The sequence below is a fragment of the Kitasatospora sp. NPDC052896 genome, assembly GCF_044547075.1.
GTDB lineage: Bacteria > Actinomycetota > Actinomycetes > Streptomycetales > Streptomycetaceae > Kitasatospora.
The window spans coordinates 119594-138557 of record NZ_JBITZU010000014.1; the positions used below are offsets into that span (position 1 = coordinate 119594).

Consider the following 18964-nt stretch of genomic DNA (forward strand, 5'->3'; position numbering starts at 1 on the left):
TCCGAACAGGACTGGATCAGCGGCGGCTGAGTTGGGCCGGGATCTTGGGCAGCGAGTGCTGGCGTGCGGCCGGGCTGGTGCTGTGCCGCGCGGCGGCGGGGTGCCCGATGGGGGAGCGTGCGCGGGCGGCGTGGGCGCGGCGGACATCGAGCGGGGTCGGCGCGGGCGGTGTGACAGGTGTTGCCTTGGCCTGTGGCGGCAGGAGGCGCACATCGTCGCCGTAGCGGATGACGGGGGCCGGGTCGGTGAGCGCCCAGTTCATCGCCGTCACCAGCGCCGGCGGGGTGTGGGAGGAGGCGGTGGCGTACCACTGCTGGTCAGGCGGGCCGGCCAGGGTGAGCCAGCGTTCTCGATTGCCGGCCATCTCGGCAGCGTTGTCGAGGTGGTTGCGGCGCAGGTGGACCTCGGCCAGGCCGTCGGGAGACTCGAAGATGACGTCGGCCGCAGTGAATCGGTGGCTCCAGCCTGCCGCTACCAGCGGCGTGCCGACGTTGAGCTCCGCCAAGTCACCGCCGCGATCGGCGAGGTAGGAGTCGGGGCCCTCGGCGTGGGCCTTCGCGAGCGCGGTGGTGAACCCGGTGACGATCTCCGTGGGAGCGCTGTCCTTGTAGGTGACCAGCCACCGGGGCGCCGCGAAGGCATTGGAGTACGCCGTGATCTGCCACAGGGCGTCGTCCTCGCCTTCTGGCAGGTAGCCCAGGCGGAGCTTCTGGTCTGGTGAGTTGACGTAGACGTTGCCCAGGTCATCGTGGTTCAGGTTCCAGCCCGCGTCGAGCAGGGGGCGAAGGGCAGGATCGCCGGTGAACGTCGGTCCGGCCAGGTAGCGCGGGCTGACGTGGTACTCGTCGGGCCACCGCTCGTCGTTCGGGTAGTACGGCACGGCTCCTCCAATCGGTGCGGGTCAGCGGCGGTGGGTTGCGGTCGCGGCGGCGCTGGCGGTCGTCGGCGGGGCGGCCGGTGCGGGGCCTGGCTGGCGGGGCTGGGCGGTGCGGGCGAGGGCGGCCGACTGGCGCGGCGCGGCGGCTTCGGGCACGCGCCGCATCCGGACGTACGAGAGGTTGCGCTCGGGGACGGCCAAGAGCGCCCGGACGACGGGGTTGGTGCTGCTGAACGCCACCACGGCCTCGCGCACCAGGTACAGCGGGGTGGATCCGGTGAAGTCGGCGTGCCAGCGCTCGCCGTTCTCACGCTCCACGCAGGCGTGAAGCGTCCACTGCGGTGGGCCCTGCTCCAGCAGTTCGGCCTCCTCGTCGAGGTGGAACTTGCGCATCCGAAAAGCGGCGTGGCCTTCGGGGGCACGCTGGTACAGGTACTGCTGGGCCTCGTTGTCGGTGATCCACCCGCGGTCGGCGAGAGCGCCAGCGGGGCTCGGAGGCTGGAACTTGGACCCACCGTTGAGGTAGTCGCGGTGGTTGCTGCGCAGGCCGTCGACGAGGGTGGTGGTGAAGGCGGAGGTGATCTCGGCCGGGGTGTTTCGGGTGAAGGAGGCGGCCCAGACCGGCGGGCCAAGGGGCTCGCGGTGGGCGAGGACCTTCCAACCGCCGTACCAGCTGCCCGGCACGTGCGCGATGTGCACGGTCTGGCACGGACTGACGTAGTGGGTGCCAGCGTTGGTGACGGCTTTGCCCCATCCGGGGGCGGCTTCGAGGGGGCCGGTGATCAGCTCGGGGTCGCCATGGCCAGCGAGGTAGACGGGGCGGACCAGCATCTGCGGGTCGGGCGGTGTGAGGTTCATGGTGACGGTGCTCCTGGAGACAGGTGGGCCGCGCGCCCGCGGGCGATGGCAAAGGCGCCAGGGTGGGCGCGCGGCGGGGGCGGGTCTGGCGGTGTTCATCGCGTGCGGCCGGGGGTTGACCTTGCGGTGATGGCCGCCGGCACCCTCGGCTGCGGTGCCGGGGAGTGGCTGAACAGGCCGCTCGGCGGTGCGGCGGTGCGGCGCAGGGCGGCTGCCGTGCGGGCGGTTCCCACCGTGATGATCTCGGGGCTGGTGCGGACGCGGGACGCCCCGGGGGCGGCTGCGGGCGGTGGCGCGTTCAGCGACTGGCCCCAGCGCTCGACGGATTCGAGGATCGGGAGCGCGGCCAGGCCGGCTTCGGTGAGCGTGTACGGGTCGCCGTGGCGCGGTCCGTTGCGGGTGACCAACTCGTCTCGCTGAAGCCGGTTCAGGCGGTACTGGAGCGATGGGAGATCCAGGCCCGATGCCTCCGCTGCGTGAGTGAGCCGGAGGGGGCCGTGGGCTTCGAGGGTCTGGATGACGGCCGTGGTGTTGCGGGGGGCGAGGCGCCGAAGTGCGTCTTCGACGCGCTCGGCGCCGGCGAGCTGGCCGAGGCGGGGAAGGTGGGTCTGGGACCAGTCGGCGAGGGAACGGTGAATCGGCGCGAGGGCGCGCCCGGCTTCGCTCAGCTGGTAGGGCGCTCGCGTCGCGTTCGCGCGGGTGAGGAGCCCGCGGGACTCCATCTCGGCCAGGCGCTTGGACAGGAGCGTGTTGTGGACGAAGGGCAGGCCGGCGTTGATCTCGCTGACTCGCATCGGGCCGTGGTGGGCGAGCGTCTGTACGACCCAGGTGGTCCACTTCGGTGCGACGACCCGAAGAGCCTCCTCAACGCGCACCTCATTGAGAGCGCTGGCTTGGGAGTTGGGTGCGGTGGGGGTGAGCATGGCGGAACTCCATTGAACGGGCGGTTGGTTCTGGCGGTCACAGGCAGCGGCGTACGACGCGGTGCGGTGCGGTGCGCTCCTCGCGCAGTCGCCGCAGGAGCACGCCGAGCCGCTTGTTGCTGACCGGGATGCCAAACGTGCGCAGGCCCTCGCGCAGGCTGTCGCGGGTGAGATGCCGCAGGCCGGCGGCGATCTCGCGGGCGGCGGGCATCAGGTGCTCGACGTCGAGCACCGTGTGGCTCGGCAGCGTTGCCTCGGAGTGGCGGGCGGAGGGCTGGTCGAGGAGAAGCCGGACGTCGAGGAGGTCCCAGATGGCCTCGGCCTCTGCCTGCTTCTGCCGGTCGAGGTCGAGGAACTCGGCGGCGTAGAGCACCAGGAGTTCGCCATCGCCTTCCGGGCACTGCCCCTCGACCTGGAGGCGGCAGCGGGCGTCGCGTCCCTGCTCCTCGGTGACGGCAAGCGCGGTCAGCCGCCGCAGGACGATCGGAAGGACGGGGTCGCTCGGCGCGCGGCGAGCGGCACTCAGCTGGAGTTCGGCCACGGTGCGGCCGTACCGGTGCTCGACCAGCTTGCGGGTGTGGGTCTCAGTGGACATGGTGTTACCTCTTCTGGGGGGATTCAGCGGGAGCGGGCGGGCTTGACCGGCGTGGCGGCGGTTGAGGCAGGAGCGGAAGTCGGTGCGGGTACGGCAGGCGGGGCCGGTGAGTGAGGGCTACGGCTGAGCGCGGCGGTGGCCGTTGGCGCGTTGACGGGTGCGGGCCGGCAGCGCTCGTAGGAGTGGACGGCGCGGGTCAGCTGCTCGAATGCCTGGCCGCGCCTAGCCGCGAGCACCCCGATCTCGCCGCCGGTCGATCGGCGCACGCCGCTCGAGTCCCACAGGTCGGCGCTTGGGTCGCGGGTGAGCCGTTCGAGGGTCTTGATCGTTGTTCCGGCCCGTTCCAGCAGGGCGGAGTGCAGCTGGTCGGCGTCCCGGCTTGCGTCGGCGACGAGCGCGGCGAGCATGCTGAGGGGGCTGCGGGAAGGGTGGAGGGTGACCAGGGATTCGGGGTCTTCGACAGCGAGGACCTCGAAGACCAGGTGGGCACCGGGCTGTTTGGTGGCGTCGTGCGGGTTCACTCTCCCGCCTCCATCCGGGCCAGGAGGGTGCGCACCAGGGTGGGCAGGCTGTCGGAGCCGGCGGCCGTCCACAGGTGGTCGCTCGCCTCGCCCCGCACGCACCGCGCGTCGTCCAGCAAGCCGTCACAGATCTCGGCGCAGGCATCCGCGATGCGGGAGTCGGCGAGCAGGGACAGCGACAGCAGCTCGACGTACTGCCCGGCGCTGAGCCCGGCAGCCTGCGCGGCCGTGTGGATGGCGTCCAACTCCGCCGCACTGAAAGGGAAGCCGAGTTCCTCCGCGCCCTGGACGGGCGGGTCGGCGGGCGGGGTGTCGGAGATGCCGGCCTTCGTGCAGATCTGGTCGACGGTGGTGGTCAGTTCGGCGAGGGACTCGGTCAGCCAGCCGAGCGCCGCGGCGACGGACGCGACGGTGAACAGGCCAGCGGGCGTGGCCGGTAGCGGTCGCGAGACCAGCGTCTCGAAGCGCTCGTTCAGCTCGGTGATCACGCCCGGCCCCGCGGACAGCGCACCGAGGACCGGATGCAGGTAGGAGCGGGAGGCAGGGGTGGGGTACTCGGCGTCGAGGATCGCGGAAATGCTCTGCGCGGATTCGGCGAGCAGGGCGGCGAGTTCGGCGCGGGAGGCGGGAGCGTGCTCGGAGATCACGACAGGACCCTTCGGCTGGTCGGCGCGGTGGTGGGGACGGGCGGTGCGGCGGCCGGCGCTGGGGGCGCGCTGTCCTGGCCGAGAGGTGAGCGGGCCAGGGCCGCCTGGGTGCGCAGGTCGGCGGCCGTACGTGGCGCGCGGTTCGTCCGCTGTTGGGCGGTGCGGTAGACGGCGTAGTCCGCGCGAGGCCCGGCGGCGACGAGGAACACCTCCCGCTTGTGCTTGGAATTGGCCGGCGCGTCGCGGAACTGCACCACGAGCCGGTGCGTGGCCCAGGTGCCTCCGACGCCGAGAACGACCTTGTGAAAGCCTTCGAGGCGGCCGTCCAGACGTGTGGCGACGCGTTCGCCGTGGACGAGGTCCTGCAGGTGCAGAAGGGCCTGGTCGCGGATGCCGTCGGGCAGTTCGCGAAGGTCGGCGATGGCGTCGGGGTGGGCGGCGAAGGCCATTCGGGCCGTGGTCACAGTGTCCTCCCTCGGGTCGGCTGGTTGGCGGACGAGGGTGTGGCGGCGCTGTCCTGTGCTCCGGCCTTCGGGCTAAGCGAGGTGCCTGCTGAGCGGGACAGGGCCGCGCGGGTGCGATGGTCTGCCGTGGCGGGGTTCGCGGGTGGCTCGGGCAGCGGGCCTGGGCGCTCGTCCAGCCAGGCGCGGGCGGCCTGCTCGTCGGCGAATGCGCCCTCGCGCACCGTGTAGGTGCCGCCATCGAGGTCGGCCTCTTCGAGGAAGACCCGCACGGGCTGCTCGGTGGCGCGCGAGTCGCGAACCAGGGCCCACGTCTCGCAGGGCTCGGAGTCGTAGGTATACGTGTCGAGGACCCGGTAGCGCTCGCCGGATTCCCGCACCCGCTGCTCGGCCTGGGACGTCAGGTCGTCTGCGGGCTTCAGGAAGTCGTCGCTTGGGATGAGCTTCTCCGGCGGACAGCCTCGCTCGGCCAGCCAGTTCTGAGCGAAGGCCGCCTGAGCGTGGCGGGCCGACTCGAGGGTGAATGTCCCGTCGGCGAGATTGCGGGCGATCTTGATGGCGACGAGCTGAGGCTCGCCGGGCACGCCCCAGGTCACCGAGCCGTCGTGCGCGACGACGTAGCTGTGTGATCCGTTGGGAGTGGTGTGGTGTTCGGCCAGCAGAGTCAGATCCCCCAGCCACAGGTCGCTCTCCGCGCGTTCGGAGGCGGCGTCGGCGGGCTCGAAGCCGTCGAGGCTGAAGTCGAGTTCGGTGATCACGCGGCTAGCTCCAGCTGTTCGGGAGCCGGGGTGGCCAGCAGCCGGTGGTTGGGTCGGTTCGCCGAGGTGGTGCAGGCGGCGAACGGTCCGTCGGGCGCGCGCAGATGGACGAGGGCCTGGTCGCAGTGGTCGCGGTGCCACGTAGAGGGACCGGAGAGCCCCGCCTCCACGTCGGTTAGCTGCTGCCACGCGAGCCACAGAGCATGGAGGCGAGCCACGGCCTCGGGGTGCTGTTCCCACTGGGCACACCATGGGCGGGTGGTGCTGATCTCCCGGCCGTAGACGGGCAGGAAGAGGTGGTTCACCCAGTCGCGCAGCGCGGCTATCTCGGTGTCGTACTCCGCGCCGCCCAGGGCGAGGATGAACACGGACGTCGGCCCCGCGTCCTCCTCAGCCCCGGTGGCAGGGAGGTCGGTGCGGTGGGTTTCGGAGGGGGCGGCGTCCTCGGAGCTGAGGCGGTCGAGGAGGACGCCGTGCTGGCGAACCTCGGCCATGGTCTTGGCGAGGGTGGTAGCGAGGTCGTCGAGGTCGTCGTCGGGCACGCGGAAGTGCTCGTCGGGGGTGCCCTGGATGGGGTCGGACATGGCGGGTTACTCCTGGCTCTGTGGGAGGACGGCATGGGGAAGAGGATCCGGGGGTTCGGCGATTTGGCGCGGCCGGGAATCTGCGCTAGAAGCGCCCAGGCACAGTGGAGTTGGGCACTTCGAGGATCGGGTCTCATCGCGCCGGTGCGAGGTCGGCGGCCAGGCGCAGGCCCAAGGCGATGGCCTGGTCGAGGCTGTCGGCGAGGGGGTGGCCGGCGGCGGCGAGTTTGGCGGGGTGGTGCAGTCCGCCGGTGTGGAGCACCGCGACCGCACCGTTGGCGTGGGCGGCGTCCGCGTCGTCGATCGCGTCGCCGACCAGCAGCACCCGCTCGGGCCTGGTGGCCAGGCCGAGGGCGTCGAGGTGGGCGGCCAGCGCCGCGGCCTTGGTGCCGCCGGAGGGGCCGGTGCGGCCGTCGATCTGGTTGAAGTAGGCGCCGATTCCGGCCTGTTCGACCTCGCGCAGCAGGGTCTCGTGCGGGCACAGTGAGAGCAGCGACTGGGTGTGGCCGGCCTCGCGCAGCGCGTCCAGCAACTGCTCGGCCCCGGCGCGCAGCCGCACCGGCTGGGCCTTCAGGTGGGCGAGGAACGCCGCGTCGCTGGATGCCCACTCGGCATCGGTGATGGTGCGCCCGAGCAGGCGGGCGTAGAAGTTCGGGATCGGCACGGTGTGCTTGGCCCGGTAGGTCTCCCGGTCGACCGGCGCGCCGCCGAGCGCGGGCAGCGTGGCGTTCAGCGCGGAGACGTGGTCGTCGAGGTCGTCCTTGATCGTTCCGTTCCAGTCCCAGACAACGTGAATACGGGAGACGGAGGTTGCGGCGGCGAAGGTGTTCACGGTGGTGCTGCTTTCGGTTGGGTGTGGCGGATCAGAAGGTGAGGTGGCGGCGGGCGCGGTGCAGCAGGGCGAGGGCTGCTGCGGCTCCGGTGAGCGGGACGGCCGCGCAGACGAGGGGGCCAGCGGTCGCGGCGAGGGAGGCAAGGGCGGTGCCGGCGGCCTGGCCGGTGCCGATGACGGCGATGAGCCAGGCGAACGCCTCGGTGGTCTCACCACGCGGGGCGAGCGCATCGACGGTCAGGAAGGAAGCGGTCAGCAGCGGCGCGAGGAACAGACCCGGCAGTACCGCGCAGACAACGGCAACGCTCGGCGCCGGGTCGGGCAGCAGCGGCAGCCATCCCGCGGTGAACCCGGCGGTGACGGTGACCAGATGGGCCACTGGCGAGCCGGGCCAGGTCCGGCGTCCGTATAGGAGTCCGGCGAGCGTGCTGCCGACGGACAGTGCAGCGGGCAGGAGGCCGGCCAGCCATCCGGCGTGGTGGCGCTCGGCCGCGCTCAGCGCCAGCACGTTGACCGCCCCCAGCGCCACACCGATGCCGGCGAGCGAGGCGAACAGAACACGCAGTCCGGGCACCCGCAGCGGGCCGAGCCAGTGCTGCTCTCGGGCGTTCGGCGACCAGGTGTGGGACGGCTCGGCCGAGACGACCATCCCGGCCCCGAGCAGGCCGAGCGCCGCGGTCGCCGCAACGGCGGTATGTGGACCGGCTCCGGCCGAGAAGGCGGTGGCCAGCAGCGGACCGGCGACGAACACCAGGCCCTGCGTGGCGGAGTCCAGGGAGAGCGCGGCACGCTGCTGGTCCGGATCGGGCACCAGCACCGGCCACAGCGCCCGAAGGCCGGCCTCCAGCGGCGGCGTGCTCAGCCCGGCGACGACCACAGCGAGCGCCGCCAGCACCGGGTGGCGGGTCGGGCTGGCACACGGCAGCAACAGGAACGCGGTCGTTGCTGCGCCGGTGGCCCCGACGAGGACCCGGGTCTGACCGTGCCGGTCCACCATCCGGCCTAGCAGCGGCTGGCCCACGGCGGCGGCGAGGCCGAACAGCGCGGACAGCAGTCCGGCCAGCGCGAGCGAGCCGTCCTCGGCCCGTACGAGCAGCATGATGGCGATCGGCGCCATGCCGGTGGGAAGGCGGCCGATCAGGGTGCCACCCAGCAGACGGGCGACGTGGCGCCTGCCCAGGACAGCGCGGTAGCCGCTGTCCCGGGCAGGGCCGGTGGCGGTGGAGGACGTGCTCAAGGAGGACCTCTCGGTGCGGGTAGAGCCGGTGGCGCGCGGGCAGGCGCCCGGCGGACCGGGACATGCGCTGGCATGCAGCCCCCTTGGTCAGTGCGGCTGCCGGAGAGAAGGGTCCGGAGAATCCGCGATTTGGTACGGCCGGAAAAGCCCGGTAGAAGCCCCCGGCGAACCCGCGCAGCGCGGGCATCGGGGGAACGGCGGAGCCAACAACTCCAGTGCTCGCTTGGCCTGTTGCGGTACGACGCCGTTGCCGAGGGCGGTGAGCTGGGCTGGGCGTCCGAGCCCTGGCGTGGCTGTCACCCAGCCCGGCGCGAGCCCTTCTCGTCCACTCGACGAACTCCGCCCGCAAGCGCCCGCCTTCATCGGTGGGCGCCGGCGCCGGGCGGGTGAGCATCTCCCACCGGGCAACGGCGGAGGCGTACGGTCCCCACCGGTCGCCTCCTCCTGCGTGCAGCCCTCCGGCCACAGCGGCAGGGCCACCGCCGAGGGCGGGCGGTTGTCCCTGCCCGGCCGCCGCCCCGGCGTGGTGCTCGCCCTGAGCGAGGCCGCCGCCGAAGGCAGGGTCAGGTCGCCGTTGCCGTGCCGCTGGTTCGGCGAGCCCTTGATCCCGTCGCTGGCCTTCGGGGTTGGCAGCAGCCACTCCACCTCGTCCGCGAGGTTCGGGCCGTGGCCGCCGCTCTTCCTCTTCGAGGGGTGCTGGCTGCCGCCGTTCTTGCCGATGTTGCTGGTCGGCGTCTTGAGCAGGGTGTTCGGCGGGCCAGGCGGCGAGGAAGGCCCGCTCCCTTCGGTGTGGCGCTCCGACGTCGGAGGCGCGAAGCACGAGCCACCGAGCGTCGTACCGGAGGTCGGCCAGGCTGCCCAGTACGGCACCAAGTGCTCGCAGAGGAGGCTGGGTTGGGTCGTCTCCCAGACACCACGGGCAGGGTTCCACGTCGCCAGGGGAACCTGCGGGGGAGGTGAGGAGACCTCGGACATTCTCGACCACCAGGAGGCAGGGGCGGAGGGCCTCGACCGCACGCGCCACGTGCAGCCACAGCCCGGAACGGGTGTGCTCGTTGAGTCCGGCACGGCGGCCGGCGACCGAGACGTCTTTGACAGGGGAAGCCCGCCGTCAAGACGCAAACCCTCGGCACATCGGCCCAGTTGATGGCGGTGATGTCGCCCAGGTTCGGGACCTCGGGCCAGTGCCGAGCCAGGATGCGCGAGGCGTCAGGGTCCACCTCCGCGTGCCAGGCCACCCGGCCGCCGAGGGCAGCCTGAAGGCCAAGGTCGAGACCGCCATAGCCTGAGCAGAGCGATCCGATCAGCGGCTGAGCGGGAGCGTCGTTCATGTCAGCGGCCCCGAACTCGCAGGGTGGCCAGCTCGGTTAAACCTTCCTCGGGCGCTGCCAGGACATGGAGGCGCGAAGGAGTCGCCCGCAGTGCGGCGAGGTCGTCCAGGGCGGAGGGCTGGTCGTGGGTGAGCTGCTCGGCGAGGAGGCGCAGGGAGCCGGCGGCGGTGACCAGGATGGTCTGGGCGTCGAGGAGGTCGAGGTAGACGCGCACGGTAGCGGTTGGCAGGTGCGTGGCGCGGGTCCGGGCGATCTTGTGGTCGGCGGCGATGAGTGCGGCGGACGCTGCGGTGATCGCCTGGCCGATCACCGGGGCGAGCAGAGCGTGTCCCAGCACCGCGCGGTGATAGGCGTGGACGTTCTCGGCGCAAAGGTCGCCGGTCTCGTTCACGTCGCCGGCGCAAGAGAGGACGTACTGCTGCAGGGCAGCCAAGGCGGCCAGGACGTCGGAAAGCGGCTCAGGGGCGGGCAGCCGGGCGGTCGGGCTGAGGCGGGCCAGATGCCGCGCTCCGTCGGTGAGTTGGTCGGCGAGCGTGAGCAGCTGCTCGCCCTGGCTGATGATGAAGCGGTCCATGGGTGCTCGTGGGCTCTCGGTCGCAGGGGTGGGGTGGGTCAGCGATTCGGCTGGTGGCCGTGTGCGGCTGGGCCGGGTCAGGAGTGGTGGCGGGCGCCCGGTGCTGCGGCCGGCGCGGTCCGGGCGGCAGTCGGGGCGGCGGCTCGGGGGGTCGGTTGCCGGTTGCGGCTGCGGGCCTGGGCCGCGGCGACCCGTGCGGCTGGCGGGGGCGGTGTGGTGGTCGGGGCCGGCGGGTCGGTGGCGGTGCGCCACCGGGTGCGGACCTCGTCGAGCTGGCCGAGTGCGTGCAGGGCGTGGCCGATGAGCTGGCCGGGGGCCAGGGCCTCGTCCTCGGCGGCAGCACGGATCGCGGTGGCGCTGGTGGCGGCCGTGCGCGTGAGCGAGGAGCGCAGGATCTGCTCGCCGAGGTACTCAGCGGATCCGGCACCGGCCCCGGCGCACAGGTCGCGCACGGCATCGGGGGTGAGAGTTCCGTCGGCCAGCAGGCCGCGCCGTTGTGCCTCCCAAAGAACGGTGACCTCGTCGACCGGCTCGCCGCGGTGGTGGAGCGCCCCGAGGCAGCGGTAGAGCTGGCCGTGGGCGTGGTCGGCGAAGTCGGCGGGCCGCAGCCAGCCGACGACCTCGTCCATCGCACGGGGCTGATTGGTCAGCACGTCCAGCAGCAGCTGCTCGTCCTCGAGCACCCGCTCGCCGACCGGCGGCACGGCGACAGGGGCCTCGCCAGTGGGCCGGGCGGCGGGGCGTGGCTGCGTGCCCCAGCGGCGGGCGAGGTCGCTGAGCACACCGGCGAGGACGTCGGCCTGGTGGAGCGCGCCGTCGACCTCGCCCTGGAGGGCGTCCGCGCGCGCTGCCTGGTGCAGGCGCACGGCGTGCTCGGTCACCGTGCGGTGGATCGCGCCCTCCAGCACCATCCGCCCGTACATAGCAGCGTGCCCAGGTCGCGGGCACGCAGCGATCAGCGTGTGCGCGTAACTCGGGCTCAGGCCGCGGACATTGCGGCTCGCCTCGGCCACGGTGCCGGTCACCCAGTCCAGCGGGACGTTGCCCTCGGCGTCCAGGACGGGCTGGCCGGCGTGGTGCAGGTCGCGCATCGCGGCGAACAGCGCCCGGTGGGCGGGCCGGTAGAAGTGGCCGGGCTCGAGCCAGGCCAGCGAGGCGAGCTGGGCCGGGTCGAGCAGGACGGCGCCGAGCACCGCCTGCTCGGCCCGCAGCAGCGGCCTCACCGCCGACCCCGGTCGGCGCGCAGCTCGGCGACGGCCTGATCGGCGGCGGCCATCGCCGCGGCGAAGCGGTCCAGCTCGCCGGTGAAGACCGGGTCGGTGGACAGGATCGCTCCGCTCCCGGTGACCAGCCACCACTGGCCGCCACGACGGACGACCGGCGAGCCGGCCAGGCGCTCCGAGCGGGGAACGCGCGAAGAGGGGTTCTTCGAGGACATCAGATACTCCGGAAAGGCGTTGAGGAGAAGGGGATTTCAGGCGGTGAGGTCGAACCCGTCGGGCACCGGGGATCCGGAGCGGCAGGCCCACGGCGAGCAGCCGTCCGCATCGCCGTTCTCCAGCTCGGCGTCCGCGATGGCGTCGAAGATGTCGCCCTGACGCCCGGACCACTCATGCGCCGTGACCCGGTCGATCGGCGCCTGGTCGAGCGGGCGGCGCGAGCGGTGCAGGTACGCCTGGCCGAGCAGCGGAGTGCCCTGCGCGGTGGCCCGCGCGTTGCCCTTGCGGATGGCGTGGTCGAACTCCACGACGTCCTGCCACTCCTCCGGCGAGCCGTCGCGCAGCTGCCTCCACTGGGAGTTGCCGTGGTACGGGCACCCGAGGCACGCACTCTTCGGGGTCTCACCGAACCCCCGCGAGCGCAGGAGCCGCAGGCAGTCGGCGCGAGAGAAACCCAGCTCAAGCAGGGGGAAGCGGTTCTTCATGTAGGCGACGTCGGCGTCCTTAGCCCGGTGCACCTCATCCACCGAGATGCCGATCCACTGCTCGACGAACACCCCGGCCGGAATCCGCAGTGGGTGCGGGTAGCCCAGCAGTCGGCGGGCCTGCTCCTTGATCGGGCGGATCTTGTACTGGCCCGTGCACTGCCTACGTGAAAGCCCTTCCGTGCCTTGGGGGTTGAGGATGTGCAGCGGCATCGACGCGAACCGCTTGGACGGGTCCAGGGCGTCGTCGCGGATGTTGCCGGAGGACACCCGCAGTATCGGGATACCGGCGGGCTCGGCGATCTCCCGCTCGATCCGGTCCAGGTGCGCATAGACGGAGCGGGGCTCCCAACCCGTGTCGGCGAAGATCGCCACGTCCAGCCCGGGGAGATGACCTTCGGCTGCCAGGAGTAGAAGACAGGTCGACTGGACTCCGGCGCCGAGTGACAGCGAGCGGAGCTGCGGGGCGCTCATGCCGACAGTCCGAAGTCGTCGCGGCTGGCGTTCTTGGCGATGGCCCGTTCGGTGATAGCCCGCGTGGCCAGGACTGAGGCCGGGCCGATTTCCTTCGCGGAGGGCTCCTTGTACCAGGGCCGCAGCTCGAGCATCGCCGCTCGGAGACCTGTGGCGAACAGCAGCGCCTTGCCCTTGGGCAGCGCGCGGATGGCGTCCGGGGGCAGGATCCGCTCGGTGCGCATCGACACCGAGGTGGACTTGCCGCCGTCGCTGGTGGAGACGGAGGTGGTCTGCACGTCGTGATCGCCGATCAGGCGAGAGAGGCGGTCCGCGAAGTCGCTGTCGTCGATGCCGCTGCCGATGATCTTGACGGTGGCGGCGCTCCACAGCGAGTCCATGCCGGCCTCGCCCCAGCACTTCTGGCCCTGCCGGTAAGACTGGAGGATCGTCATCGGGATGACACCGCGACTGCCCAGGTGCGAGTACAGGTCCGGCAGGTCGCTGATTCGGCAGACGTTGGCGGCCTCGTCGAGGACGCACAGCGCCGGCGGGTCGAGCCGTCCACCGGAGCGCTCGGCGACGATCACTGCCGCGCGCATCACCGCGTCGGCCGCAGCCGCGATGATCGCCCCGGCGTTGCCTCCGCCGTCCTTGCTGAGCAGGTACAGGGTGTCCCGGGAGGTCGCGAAGTCGGCGGGCTTGAACTCGGGCAGGCCCTGGGTGGGCGTGACCCACGCGGCGATCTCCGGATCCAGCAGGCAGCTCGCGTACTGCCGCGCGGTCTCGTAGATGCCGTCACGCGTTTCCGTCGCGCCGGACACCGTGCCCTGGAGCTGGGCGGCGACCGCATGGTGGCCGGCATCGGTCAGCAGGTCCACCGGGGTGCGGTCCGCAGGGGAGGCCAGCCAGGCGAGCACGTCGGTGATCGGGCGCCGGAACGAGGCCGCGGCCAGGAACAGTGCCCCGAGGGTGTTGCTCGCGGCGGTCGACCAGAAGTCGCTGCCGTTGGACTCATCCACGCTGGCAGCGACGAAGTGCCCAGCGAGGCGCTTGGCGCCGGCGAGGTCGCGGGCGTCGGCCAGGATGTCCCACCACATCTCGCGCGGGTGGTGGGCGATCTGCTGCGGGTCGAGCGTCCAGATTGTGCCCAGCTTCGCACGGGCGTCGACCGTCACGGTGAACGCGTCGTTGGCCGCCTTGTTGCTGGTCAGCAGCACGGGCCCGGGGGCGGCGAGGATCGCGGGGATCGCCAGCCCGGAGGTCTTGCCCGAGCGGGGCGCCATGATCGCGACGAACACGTCCTCCCAGGAGCCGCGGACTTCCGCGCGGCCGGGCGAGAGGGTGCCGACAAGGATGCCCCGGTCAGCGGGGCGGATGTCCTTGGGCTTGAGGTCGGACAGGCTCGGCCGCAGGCTCTTCGCCTTGGCGGTGATCTCCTTGTCCAGCAGCGGAGCGAGATCGGCCTTGCGGGCAAGCCCGTTCTTCGCGCCGCCGCGACGACGCAGCACCACGCCGAGCGCGATGCCAGCCAGCAGGGCGGTGAGCAGGCCCGGGACGATCCTCGCCCCGATCTGCAGGGTGGTCGGCGCGAGGTGCGGCCACAGGACATGCGGGTGAAGGAGTGCGTCGACCGGCTTGAACGGACACCACGGGCCGGTGCCGAGCAGGGAGTTGGTGAGGTTGCCGGTCACCCAGGCGAGGGAGCCGAAGGCGAGAGCGGCGCCGACGAGGCCGAAGAGGAGGTAGAGGAGCGCGTCGGTGCCGGTGGTGGTCGACGGCGCGCTGGTACGCGGAGCAGGCATGGGGAGTCCAGGGGGTGGCGAGCGGGCGGTGGGGCGGGGCGCGCTCGGCTCTGCTGCGGATCACGGCACGGCTCCTTTGCTGGTCGAGGGAGAGGAAACGTTTCAGCGCTTGCGCTGCTGAGGGACCTTGGCGGCCGGTACAGGAGCAGCGGTGGGCGGCTGGGCAGTGGCGTTGGTTTGTGCGGCAGCGGGGGACGTCTTCCGTGCGGCGGCCAGGCGCTGCCCGTCTGAACGGACAATGGTGTCGCTGCCGATGTAGCCGACGACCAGCTGATGCTCGATGGCGACCTGGTACAGGCAGTCGTCCAGAAGACCGGCTGCACCGGACGCGGCGAGAAGTTGGTCGGCGCCGGGCCGCTTCGGCTGGAGGCTGTAGGAGGCGGGGTTGCCGGGGTCGAGTGGGGCGGTGAAGCCGAACTGGCGAAGGGTGCGGTCGATGAGCCCTGGGGCGCCAGTGCGGGAGTCGGCCCGGATCTGGCCGTCGGTACTGCGGTAGATCTCGACATCGGTGCCGCAGTCGTCGGCGAGGTTTCCCATCGGATGCTCCTTGAGACGGTGGGGTCGGGTCAGCGGGTGCGCGGCGTACGGTCGGCGGGCCCGAGCTGCGTTGCGGGCATCGGGGAGTTGAGCCGGGTGCCCTGGTTGGCCGACGGGCCGGCGGTGGGTGAGGATGCACGGGCGGCGTGCAACCGGGCGGTGGCTTGCTCCTGCTTGTACTGGTCGTAGCTGTCCATCGCGCCGGGTGCGGACAGCACCGACGGTTCAGCGGGCCCGCGGGCGGTGATGCCGGTGGTGCCGCGCCGGCGCTGGAGGAACTCGGGGCGGTTGGAGCCGACCGGGGCACGGGGGACAGCGGCGGCCTCCTGCGGTGCCTGGCGCAGGTCGTGGTGGATCTCGGTGAGCATCGAGGTGCACCCGTTGAGTCGCATCCACAGCGCGAAGGCCGGGTTGTCGTAAGGGTCGTCGAACGTGACCCGCGCTCGAACCCAGTCGGTCGCGGCGGCGGTCACCTCGGTGAGCGCGCCGAGGATCCCGTGCTCGGGGTCGAGCACCTCGTGCAGGACCTGTTCCACCTCGGCCGGTGTGGAGCTACGGCGGCCTCAGCCGCCTCGCTGGACGAGTGGACGTCGGGCCTTGCGGATGCGAGGCCGGGCAGGGCGAGCCGGCCGCCGCGGGAGATCAGCCAGTCACGGACGTGGTCCGTGCTCTCCTCGGGCGCGAGGGCCCACCACAGCCCGTGCTCCGGGACCTCGCCGCCGTCCCTCGGCTCGACCTGCCACAGGATGCCGTCCTCCCAAGCGAGGTAGAGACGGTAGGGCACATCGTCGAAGGCGACGGGAACCTCCACCGAGACGGCGGAGCCGCCCATCCCAACGGCCTTGCAGGGGATGCCGTTAGCCGAAAGGTGGCCGGCGAGCCAGTCGGCGCGCGCCTGCTCGGACATCGTCTCGAGGTCGGCTGCGGCGGGGGAGGGCGGGCCCGGGGTCAGGGCGACCTTCGCGCCGTTGGCAGCGAGCCATGACCACACTCGGCTGGCCGACTGATCTGGTGTCAGGTCTTCCAGGGTGCCCTCGTCGAGGTACTCGATGGCTTCGGGGTCCTCGGTCTGCCACCGCAGGGTCTCCTCCCACTGGAGGTTGAGGTGGCGGCGGTCGCCGTCGAGCACGATGGCGATCTGTGCGGAGTAGCAGGGGCCGCCCATGGCGACTGCCCTGGCCGGCAGGCCGTGCGCGGTGAAGTGCGCGGCGAGCCAGTCGGCCTGGTCTTCGTACGGCATGGCGTAGAAGTCCGTGTCGGTCGGCACAGTGGTCTCCTCGTTCATCGGGTCCGCCGTGCTGCGGAGTTGGTCGCTGTGGCCGTTACGGGAGTGGTGCGGGGAAGGGACTGGCCGACGCCACGCGCGGACGCGGCGGGGGAGACGGCGCGGGCGGAGCTGGTGACGGCGGTCGCGTAGTAAGTGGCGACCTTGGCCTGGTAGTCGCCGCCCCGCATCTGGGACGACTGGTCGAGAGCACGGACCTCGTCTGCCGCACCGGTCAGCTCCTCGCTGATGCTGGTGAGCTGCTCGGAGGCGGCGGTGAAGCGGTCGGCCAGCTCGTATGCATCGTCGTCGAGGTCGCTGATCTGCTCGGCAGCGGCCTCCATCGCCTCCTGGAGTCGGACCAGGACGCCGTCGGCGGGGTCGAGGAGCTGGTCGAGGGCGTTCGCTGCTGCCCTGGCGTTGGCGGCGCCCCTGATCTGGTCGGTGAGCCGCAGGATCTGGCCGCCGACGACGTGCAGGCCGTGCGGGTCGGTGGGGGTGGTCAGCCGGCTGGCGTCGAGATCGGGGTCCAGCTGGACGGTGTAGCGGGCGGCGCGGAGCATCTCGGCGGCGTGGGTGGCGATGGCAGCGCGGTCGCTCTGCACGGTGGTCGTGGGCAGACGGTGGCGTCGGCCGTACCAGTCGCTGATCTCGCTGAAGCCGGCGTGCTTGAGGAGCGTGGCGGACAGGTCGTCCGTGGCGCCTTTGGCCGAGACGCTGCCGCTGGGTTCGATGTTGATGGTGATGAACGGCGCAGGCACGGAGACCTCCGGGGAGCGGGGCGCGGGGATGCAGGCGCCGGGAAGGTGGACGAGGTCGGCGGCGAGGCGCTGGCACTCGGTCTGGACGTGGAAGGCGTCGCGGTAGGTGTTGTGGAGTCGGCCGTCCTCACGCACGAGGGTCGCCACGACGTGGACCTGGCGCTCCTTGTTGCGCACGGCGATCCACCGGCAGGCATCCGGATCGCCGTCCGGAGCGATGCCACTGGCGGCTGCCACGCGCCGGGCCACCTCGCCCCACTGGGCATCAGTCAGGTCGCCGTGCCGGGGGTCGGAGCGGACCGAGCAGATCCACACCGGCTGCACCGGTGTCCGGGTGCCCAGGCGCTGGAGCGGCTCGTCGAGCACCTGAGCGAGGTCGGGCAGGGCCCCGGAGCGGTCGAGCAACAGTATCGGGGCACCGTGGCAGTCCCCGCCGACCAGGCGGGCACTGCCCTGCGGGCCGCGCTCGCCCGACCCGTACAGCTCGGAGAGCAGGCCGGCGGTGGTGCTGGCACGACGCAGGTGGGCGATCACGGGAGCTACCTCGAAGGAGAGCGGCGGTCCAGCCGCCCGCGGGTTCGGGCGGCCGGGGAAAGAATCCGAGGATTCGCCGGTTTGGTACGGCCGGAACCGCCTGGTAGAAGCCAGGCCGCTCGCCTCAGAAGTGGGGGTTCTCGACGGGCCGGTCCCGCTCCGTTGCCGCCTCCAGCAGCTCCGTCAGGTCGCCGGGCTCGGAGGCGCGCTGGTCGATCCACCAGCCGGCGCGGGTGATGGTGCGGGCAGCGTCCTCGATCCCCTCCCACTCGGCCACGCTCGTCTCGCCTTCGAGAACAAGGGCCGTGTATGCAGCGGACAGGATCTGGTGCCGGCAGCGCACGCCCCAGGCGACGGCACGCTCGGTGCCCTCCAGCGGCGGCATGCGGTACTGCTCGGACCAGGCTTCGGACTCGGCCTGCTCTTCGGCACGCTTGGCCTCCAGCCAGGCGGCCTTGTCCTGCTCGTCACCCTCCTTGGAGGCCCGCCAGCAGTCGGTGCACTCCTGCTTGGCGAGCCACTCGGCGTAGCCGGCGCGCCGGTCGGCCGGGCGGCCGGAAAGGTCGCGCTCGGCTTCGTGCCCGCAGGAGTGGGTGATCTTCCAGATCTTCTTCACGGCCATGGGGACTGCTCCTTAGAGGCGTTGGGGTCAGCGGTGGCGGGAGAAGGCGATGCGCGGGTCCACAGGACGCGCAGCCGGGAGGGAGGAGCTGGGCTCGGCGGCCGGCGCCTTGCCCGGTACACCGGCGCGGGCCGGGCTCGCGGCGAGGGCGGCTGCGTTGAGCGGGAACCGGTGGGTGGTGAAGCCCTGGCCGTTTTCGTGCCGGACAGAGGCTGCCGGAGCCCGAGCGCCTCGAGTGGCGGCCTCGGCGAGCTGCGGCTGGACGGCGACCTGCAGGTCGCCCGCCCGCTGCATCGCAGCTGTGGCTCGGGCGAGCTTGCCGAACGCCTCACCTCGCTCGGTGGCGGCGGGCAAGGTGTAGACGTCCAGCTCGTAGTCGAAGCGCCAGCCGTGCGCTTCGAGGATCGCTCCACCGCGTTCAACCGCGTTCATGGTGTCGGCGGTAGCGGCGACGACACCGAGCTTCGGGTGCTCGGCGAACGCGACGTCCGGCTCGGAGCGCCCGTTCACCATCCAACGGGTGGACGCCGGCTCCGGGTCGAGGCCGCTGTCGGCGTGCACGTTGTAACCGGCATTCCGGAGCATGTCCACGGCGGTGGTGGCGCGGCCCTGGCCGTCGAGATGCTGGTCGGCCAGCGCATACATGACTTTGCTGTCGGGGACGCGCCGGAATCCCAGGCGTTCCAGCATCCAGTCGGCGCCCGCGAGTTGGCGCGGGTTGGCTGCGCAGATCCCGAGTCCGGGGTCGCGGCCGATGGCGATGTCCGGTTGAAAGCGGGCATGGTCGAGATTGGGGTTGGGCATGGCAGGTCCGTCCGAGGGGAGGGGGGTTGGGGGAGAGCGCGTGGTGGGGGCGGGATCTGCCG

22 protein-coding genes and 2 pseudogenes are annotated in these 18964 nt (G+C 72.1%); all 24 read right to left on the reverse strand.

Annotated elements, in window-relative coordinates; all coding sequences use genetic code 11:
• Window positions 1–16 precede the first annotated feature (16 nt).
• Window positions 17–880 carry a DUF317 domain-containing protein gene (locus tag ACIGXM_RS25235; protein WP_396564550.1) on the reverse strand — a complete coding sequence of 288 codons (864 nt, stop codon included), beginning with the start codon at window positions 878–880 and terminating at the stop codon, window positions 17–19.
• Window positions 881–901: 21 nt separating this feature from the next.
• Window positions 902–1735, reverse strand: a complete 834-nt coding sequence (locus ACIGXM_RS25240; RefSeq protein ID WP_396564552.1) for a DUF317 domain-containing protein — start codon at window positions 1733–1735, stop codon at window positions 902–904.
• A 95-nt stretch (window positions 1736–1830) separates the two neighbouring features.
• Window positions 1831–2658, reverse strand: a complete 828-nt coding sequence (locus ACIGXM_RS25245; RefSeq protein WP_396564554.1) for a winged helix-turn-helix transcriptional regulator — start codon at window positions 2656–2658, stop codon at window positions 1831–1833.
• Window positions 2659–2695: 37 nt separating this feature from the next.
• Window positions 2696–3253 (reverse strand): hypothetical protein, encoded by a 558-nt coding sequence (locus ACIGXM_RS25250; protein ID WP_396564556.1) that lies wholly within the window; start codon window positions 3251–3253, stop codon window positions 2696–2698.
• Between the two features lie 23 nt (window positions 3254–3276).
• Window positions 3277–3774, reverse strand: coding sequence for a hypothetical protein (locus ACIGXM_RS25255; protein ID WP_396564558.1), 498 nt, complete (start codon window positions 3772–3774; stop codon window positions 3277–3279).
• Window positions 3771–4421: a hypothetical protein gene (locus tag ACIGXM_RS25260; protein WP_396564560.1), complete on the reverse strand. Its 651-nt coding sequence runs from the start codon at window positions 4419–4421 to the stop codon at window positions 3771–3773. Before ACIGXM_RS25260 ends, ACIGXM_RS25255 begins: the two co-directional genes overlap by 4 nt.
• Window positions 4418–4885 carry a hypothetical protein gene (locus ACIGXM_RS25265; RefSeq protein WP_396564562.1) on the reverse strand — a complete coding sequence of 156 codons (468 nt, stop codon included), beginning with the start codon at window positions 4883–4885 and terminating at the stop codon, window positions 4418–4420. Before ACIGXM_RS25265 ends, ACIGXM_RS25260 begins: the two co-directional genes overlap by 4 nt.
• Window positions 4882–5640 (reverse strand): glycosyl hydrolase, encoded by a 759-nt coding sequence (locus ACIGXM_RS25270; protein WP_396564564.1) that lies wholly within the window; start codon window positions 5638–5640, stop codon window positions 4882–4884. Before ACIGXM_RS25270 ends, ACIGXM_RS25265 begins: the two co-directional genes overlap by 4 nt.
• On the reverse strand, window positions 5637–6224 hold the full coding sequence (locus ACIGXM_RS25275; RefSeq protein ID WP_396564566.1) for a DUF4913 domain-containing protein: 588 nt from the start codon (window positions 6222–6224) through the stop codon (window positions 5637–5639). Before ACIGXM_RS25275 ends, ACIGXM_RS25270 begins: the two co-directional genes overlap by 4 nt.
• Window positions 6225–6357: 133 nt before the next feature.
• Window positions 6358–7056, reverse strand: a complete 699-nt coding sequence (locus tag ACIGXM_RS25280; protein WP_396564568.1) for an HAD family hydrolase — start codon at window positions 7054–7056, stop codon at window positions 6358–6360.
• Between the two features lie 31 nt (window positions 7057–7087).
• The gene (locus tag ACIGXM_RS25285; RefSeq protein WP_396564570.1) at window positions 7088–8293 is read right to left on the reverse strand and encodes an MFS transporter; all 1206 of its coding nucleotides are present in this window, start codon (window positions 8291–8293) and stop codon (window positions 7088–7090) included.
• 784 nt (window positions 8294–9077) lie between these two features.
• A pseudogene (locus ACIGXM_RS25290) lies at window positions 9078–9329 on the reverse strand (DNA cytosine methyltransferase); the annotation flags it as partial.
• Between the two features lie 115 nt (window positions 9330–9444).
• Window positions 9445–9624, reverse strand: a pseudogene (locus ACIGXM_RS25295) (DNA cytosine methyltransferase); the annotation flags it as partial.
• Between the two features lies 1 nt (window position 9625).
• On the reverse strand, window positions 9626–10198 hold the full coding sequence (locus ACIGXM_RS25300; protein ID WP_396564572.1) for a hypothetical protein: 573 nt from the start codon (window positions 10196–10198) through the stop codon (window positions 9626–9628).
• Between the two features lie 77 nt (window positions 10199–10275).
• Window positions 10276–11421: a DnaB-like helicase N-terminal domain-containing protein gene (locus ACIGXM_RS25305; protein WP_396564574.1), complete on the reverse strand. Its 1146-nt coding sequence runs from the start codon at window positions 11419–11421 to the stop codon at window positions 10276–10278.
• Window positions 11418–11636, reverse strand: a complete 219-nt coding sequence (locus tag ACIGXM_RS25310; protein ID WP_396564576.1) for a hypothetical protein — start codon at window positions 11634–11636, stop codon at window positions 11418–11420. The genes ACIGXM_RS25305 and ACIGXM_RS25310 overlap by 4 nt, the downstream gene beginning before the upstream one ends.
• Window positions 11637–11672: 36 nt before the next feature.
• Window positions 11673–12596 (reverse strand): hypothetical protein, encoded by a 924-nt coding sequence (locus ACIGXM_RS25315; RefSeq protein WP_396564578.1) that lies wholly within the window; start codon window positions 12594–12596, stop codon window positions 11673–11675.
• The gene (locus tag ACIGXM_RS25320) at window positions 12593–14380 is read right to left on the reverse strand and encodes a type IV secretory system conjugative DNA transfer family protein (RefSeq protein ID WP_396564580.1); all 1788 of its coding nucleotides are present in this window, start codon (window positions 14378–14380) and stop codon (window positions 12593–12595) included. Before ACIGXM_RS25320 ends, ACIGXM_RS25315 begins: the two co-directional genes overlap by 4 nt.
• A 102-nt stretch (window positions 14381–14482) precedes the next feature.
• The gene (locus tag ACIGXM_RS25325) at window positions 14483–14917 is read right to left on the reverse strand and encodes a hypothetical protein (protein WP_396564582.1); all 435 of its coding nucleotides are present in this window, start codon (window positions 14915–14917) and stop codon (window positions 14483–14485) included.
• 29 nt (window positions 14918–14946) lie between these two features.
• The gene (locus ACIGXM_RS25330; protein WP_396564584.1) at window positions 14947–15453 is read right to left on the reverse strand and encodes a hypothetical protein; all 507 of its coding nucleotides are present in this window, start codon (window positions 15451–15453) and stop codon (window positions 14947–14949) included.
• Window positions 15387–16184, reverse strand: a complete 798-nt coding sequence (locus ACIGXM_RS25335) for a hypothetical protein (protein ID WP_396564586.1) — start codon at window positions 16182–16184, stop codon at window positions 15387–15389. Before ACIGXM_RS25335 ends, ACIGXM_RS25330 begins: the two co-directional genes overlap by 67 nt.
• Window positions 16185–16198: 14 nt before the next feature.
• Window positions 16199–17476: a hypothetical protein gene (locus ACIGXM_RS25340; protein ID WP_396564588.1), complete on the reverse strand. Its 1278-nt coding sequence runs from the start codon at window positions 17474–17476 to the stop codon at window positions 16199–16201.
• A 124-nt stretch (window positions 17477–17600) separates the two neighbouring features.
• Window positions 17601–18098, reverse strand: coding sequence for a hypothetical protein (locus tag ACIGXM_RS25345; RefSeq protein ID WP_396564590.1), 498 nt, complete (start codon window positions 18096–18098; stop codon window positions 17601–17603).
• 27 nt (window positions 18099–18125) lie between these two features.
• Window positions 18126–18902 carry a hypothetical protein gene (locus tag ACIGXM_RS25350; protein WP_396564591.1) on the reverse strand — a complete coding sequence of 259 codons (777 nt, stop codon included), beginning with the start codon at window positions 18900–18902 and terminating at the stop codon, window positions 18126–18128.
• Window positions 18903–18964 lie beyond the last annotated feature (62 nt).

Bases quoted from the DNA above. Each gene is read 5' to 3' on its own strand.
- ACIGXM_RS25350 (WP_396564591.1), bottom strand. From the start codon at position 18,902: ATGCCCAACCCCAATCTCGACCATGCCCGCTTTCAACCGGACATCGCC.
- ACIGXM_RS25310 (WP_396564576.1), bottom strand. From the start codon at position 11,636: ATGTCCTCGAAGAACCCCTCTTCGCGCGTTCCCCGCTCGGAGCGCCTG.
- ACIGXM_RS25240 (WP_396564552.1), bottom strand. From the start codon at position 1,735: ATGAACCTCACACCGCCCGACCCGCAGATGCTGGTCCGCCCCGTCTAC.
- ACIGXM_RS25315 (WP_396564578.1), bottom strand. From the start codon at position 12,596: ATGAGCGCCCCGCAGCTCCGCTCGCTGTCACTCGGCGCCGGAGTCCAG.
- ACIGXM_RS25275 (WP_396564566.1), bottom strand. From the start codon at position 6,224: ATGTCCGACCCCATCCAGGGCACCCCCGACGAGCACTTCCGCGTGCCC.
- ACIGXM_RS25345 (WP_396564590.1), bottom strand. From the start codon at position 18,098: ATGGCCGTGAAGAAGATCTGGAAGATCACCCACTCCTGCGGGCACGAA.
- ACIGXM_RS25300 (WP_396564572.1), bottom strand. From the start codon at position 10,198: ATGGACCGCTTCATCATCAGCCAGGGCGAGCAGCTGCTCACGCTCGCC.
- ACIGXM_RS25325 (WP_396564582.1), bottom strand. From the start codon at position 14,917: ATGGGAAACCTCGCCGACGACTGCGGCACCGATGTCGAGATCTACCGC.
- ACIGXM_RS25320 (WP_396564580.1), bottom strand. From the start codon at position 14,380: ATGCCTGCTCCGCGTACCAGCGCGCCGTCGACCACCACCGGCACCGAC.
- ACIGXM_RS25245 (WP_396564554.1), bottom strand. From the start codon at position 2,658: ATGCTCACCCCCACCGCACCCAACTCCCAAGCCAGCGCTCTCAATGAG.
- ACIGXM_RS25250 (WP_396564556.1), bottom strand. From the start codon at position 3,253: ATGTCCACTGAGACCCACACCCGCAAGCTGGTCGAGCACCGGTACGGC.